Genomic DNA, 3557 nt, shown 5'->3' with positions numbered 1-3557 from the left:
CTACTTTTCCCGCTGCTTCCGCAAGGCCCATGGCCTGGCGCCAGGACAGTTTCGTCGTCAGCAGCAGGCGAAACCTTTATAGATGTGGGAGCCGTCAAGCCCAGCGAGGCCGCGAAGGGGCGGCATTGCCAATAGAGATGTCGCCTGACCTACCGCCATCGCAGCCTCGCTGGGGCTCGACAGCTCCCACAGTTGATTCGTGCCGCCTGACCCACCGCCCTCGCAGCCTCGCTGAAGCTCGACAGCTCCTAAATCGCTCTGCAAACCTGCGTTTTACAAATCCACGACAAACGATGTGTTTCTATTTGCTTACAATTGCGTCCTTCACCAGGAGGCCACTATGCAAACGCTCATACGCGTGGCGACCCAGGACGATGTCGATACGCTCTTCGCCATCCGCACGTCGGTGCAGCAAAACCATTTGAGTCGCGAACAAATGGCCGACGTGGGCATCACGCCACGGGTATTGGCCGACCGCATCCGTGAGGCTGCCTGTGTCTGGATCGCCGAAGTTGATGGGCAGCCGGCAGCCTTTTCCATGGTCGATCTGGTCGAAGGCGAGGTCTTTGCGATGTTTGTACAGCCAACCTATGAGGGCTTGGGGCTGGGCCGCCAATTGATGGCGGTGGCCGAAGCGGCCTTGTTCGAGCGCCATGACACGCTCTTCCTGATGACTGATGGGCGCGATGAAATTCGCGCCAACGGGTTTTACCAACGCTTGGGCTGGACAGTGGTAGCCCGGGTTGAAGGAGATGATGTGCGATATCAGAAACGCAGAGCACCTTAGTGCCATGAACCCGCCAGAGCCGCCTCCCTCCAATAGCGCTCGCTACATCGTGGTCGGGGTCGTGTGCGTCGCGGTTCTGCTCGGGGGCTATTTCATGTGGATCAATGCCCAGGTTGATCAACAGCGCGAATCGGCGGCTGAGCGCCTGACGCTGTGCCGCCAAGTCGAAAATATCGCGCGCGCCGCATTGCCCGGTAGCCTCGAACCTGGGGATGTCTGTAAAGAGTTGAAGTCGCGCTACTCCAAAACAGTTGCGCCGTTATAACCAATAACCTTATTTTAATAACGGAAATGCAACGGCGAAGTGCAAGTGTCTATCAGCGTTACTTGCACCAAAAAGTGGCATTTATTGCCGCTTCTACCTTAAAAAATATGTGGTTATTGAATGACTTACGCGCTTTTTAATCCGACGAAAGGATTAAAATAATCTTGTTACCGATTTTGACAGTCGGTACTATAGCCGGGCGTTCACCTCCCACGGTTTATGCATTTTTAAATCCCAAGTTTCCATCAGCTACTTGGGATTTTTTTTGCCCGGAATTTGACCTTGGCGTCAAACTTCAATATCGGCAAACTCTGCGCGCATACGTCCGTTGCGTTTGGCCTGGTACAGCAACTTGTCCACGGCCTCGACAAAGCCGAGCATGGCGCTGTCGGGTGTCACGGCCTGGGTGCCGACGCCCAGGCTCAAGGTCAGCAACGTGGACACCGGTGAAAAGGCGTGCTCGATTTGCTGCTGGCAAATCAGGTGCAGGCAGCGCCGCGCCACTTGCCGGGCCGAAGCGGCATCGGTCTCCGGCAGCAACCACACAAACTCCTCGCCGCCGATGCGCGCGATGAAGTCCCGTGGCCGGTTGGCCGCCTGGGACAAGGTCCGCGCGACCTGGCGCAACGCTTCATCGCCCTTGATATGCCCGTAGTGGTCGTTGTACTGCTTGAAATAGTCGATATCGAGGATGATCAACGACAGCGGCAACTGGCTGCGCTGGGCACTGGCCCATTCGCGCTCCAGCACGGTGTCGAACATCCGGCGGTTGGCGATGCCGGTCAGGCCGTCCTGGAAAGAATATTCCTCCAGCTGTTTTTGCAGGCGAATCAGGTGTTCTTCGGTCTTCTTGCGCTCGCTGATATCGAACATGAAGCCGATCAGCGCTTCGACTTCGCCGTCTTTGCGCACCACGTGCACCACGTCGCGAATCCACACATAGTCGCCATTGACCGTCAGCGCACGGTAATCGGCTTCGTGGTCCACGCCGGCGCGCGATTGCGACACACAGAAGTTCACCACGTATTCACGGTCGTCCGGGTGCATGCGTTCGACCCAGTCATCCACGCTGACCCAGCTTTGCGGGGTCCAGCCCAGCAGTGCTTCGATCTGCGGGCCAATGTAGCTGAAGGTCATGGTCTGCCAGTCAATGCGCCAGGGGATGGCTTTGGTCGATTCCAGCAGCGTTTTGTACACGTCACTGTCGGGACGGCTCGGGGGATCGATGCTCATGGAAGGCCGCTCTGATGAAGGCGAAGAGCCATGAGCCTCTTGTGAACGCGGCCTTGAGTCAAGCCTTCGGCGGGGCAGCAGACGAGAGGTCGTGCGCTGGGTTTCTGGCGCCAGCACACCAGCGTTTGGCGGGCAAAATGCGGCGCAGGTAGCACTTTTGAATTAATTGTTCCGTAGCAGGCAAAACCTTATCTATGCTGGGTGGATCACACCTTCAGGGTAGAACCCACGGACGGGGCTTTGTCATGATGTCGATCACCGAACTCAACCGCATCATGGCCTCGGGTTTCCTGCCCTTGGCCTGTGATTGCAGCCTGAACACCGACGGTTCGCTGCGCATCAGCGTGTGAGCCGGCCTCCGGTCGCGTCGACCTGTTGCTGACCCGGGTGTCGCCCCAAGGCCTGGACAGCGTCCGTTCCGTCTCAAACCTTATCGGCGAACTGCGCACCGAGATCAAGGCCGGGCGCCGTGGGTTTGCGGCGGTGGGTTAGCTGTTGACGGTGCTGGTCGGGGTCGACACGGCGCCGTAGTAGCGCCAGCAGCAATGCCGATGTTCCGGCAAGATCACACAGCCGCTGAGGCTGGCGATCAACAGGGCGGCGACGAGCATGGACAGGCGACGAGACATGATATTTCCTCTTGGTGGGTGCTGCGTTAACCGTTGAACGTCATCACCGACACAAATCCGTCGCACCCCTTTCAAACATTTCATCAAGCGTCGCCATCCCCTGAGCAATACTTCCTTTCGATCAGCGTCGAGAAACTATTTGTGTTTCTCGCGACGGATTTTTCTGCACCCAGCGTTCAACCCATCAGCAGCGTGCACTTTCGCTCGCCGTATGAAGGAGTTGCCATGAGCCCACTGGCCAGATTGCGCTATGCCTTGCTTGTCCCGCTGGCTTTCGCCGCGGTTGTCAGCACCCCGACCTTTGCCCAGACCGAAGTGATCATTCGCCAGGCACCGCCGGCGGAGCGGGTCGAAGTCATCCCCGCCGAACGCCCCGGCTACGCTTGGGACCGAGGCCACTGGCGCTGGGAAGGCGGTGCCTACGCCTGGGTGCCCGGCCACTGGCAGCCGGTGATGCGCAATGCACGTTGGGAACCCGGCCATTGGGAATCCCGCGGGCCGAACTGGTACTGGCGCGAAGGGCACTGGATCCGCTGAAACCCGACATTTAGCCCCCGGACCGAGTATTACCTGATTGAAAGACACTGATCCGGACGTTGAGCTACTGGCACGTATCGGCAACAACGAACCTGCAGCCGTCAAC

General features: G+C 58.4%; 5 protein-coding genes and 2 pseudogenes. 5 read left to right on the top strand and 2 right to left on the bottom strand.

Going from position 1 to position 3557, the window contains the following annotated elements:
• Positions 1 to 340 precede the first annotated feature (340 nt).
• Both WBB95_RS07060 and WBB95_RS07055 read left to right on the top strand, forming a co-directional pair.
• Positions 341 to 787, top strand: coding sequence for a GNAT family N-acetyltransferase (locus WBB95_RS07060; RefSeq protein ID WP_424486911.1), 447 nt, complete (start codon positions 341 to 343; stop codon positions 785 to 787).
• A gap of 4 nt (positions 788 to 791) precedes the next feature.
• Complete coding sequence (locus WBB95_RS07055) at positions 792 to 1052, top strand: hypothetical protein (RefSeq protein WP_424486910.1); 261 nt, start codon at positions 792 to 794, stop codon at positions 1050 to 1052.
• Between the two features lie 288 nt (positions 1053 to 1340).
• Here WBB95_RS07055 and WBB95_RS07050 read toward each other — a convergent pair whose 3' ends face one another.
• Positions 1341 to 2285 (bottom strand): sensor domain-containing diguanylate cyclase, encoded by a 945-nt coding sequence (locus WBB95_RS07050; RefSeq protein WP_424486909.1) that lies wholly within the window; start codon positions 2283 to 2285, stop codon positions 1341 to 1343.
• Positions 2286 to 2530: 245 nt separating this feature from the next.
• Between WBB95_RS07050 and WBB95_RS07045 the strand changes: the two are divergent.
• A pseudogene (locus tag WBB95_RS07045) lies at positions 2531 to 2777 on the top strand (DUF1652 domain-containing protein).
• Here the strand turns inward: WBB95_RS07045 and WBB95_RS07040 are convergent.
• Entirely contained in the window at positions 2774 to 2914 is a 141-nt protein-coding gene (locus tag WBB95_RS07040; RefSeq protein ID WP_424486908.1) for a hypothetical protein, read from the bottom strand. The pseudogene WBB95_RS07045 and the gene WBB95_RS07040 overlap by 4 nt on opposite strands.
• Before the next feature lie 225 nt (positions 2915 to 3139).
• On the opposite strand from WBB95_RS07040, the gene WBB95_RS07035 reads away from it, so the two are divergent.
• Together WBB95_RS07035 and WBB95_RS07030 are read left to right on the top strand one after the other, a co-directional pair.
• Positions 3140 to 3451, top strand: a complete 312-nt coding sequence (locus WBB95_RS07035) for a YXWGXW repeat-containing protein (RefSeq protein WP_424486907.1) — start codon at positions 3140 to 3142, stop codon at positions 3449 to 3451.
• Between the two features lie 37 nt (positions 3452 to 3488).
• Positions 3489 to 3557, top strand: a pseudogene (locus tag WBB95_RS07030) (RNA polymerase sigma-70 factor); the annotation flags it as partial.

Origin of the sequence: Pseudomonas sp. (genome assembly GCF_049645325.1) — a bacterium.
Classification (GTDB): domain Bacteria; phylum Pseudomonadota; class Gammaproteobacteria; order Pseudomonadales; family Pseudomonadaceae; genus Aquipseudomonas.
This window is presented reverse-complemented; position numbering and strand designations above follow the sequence as displayed.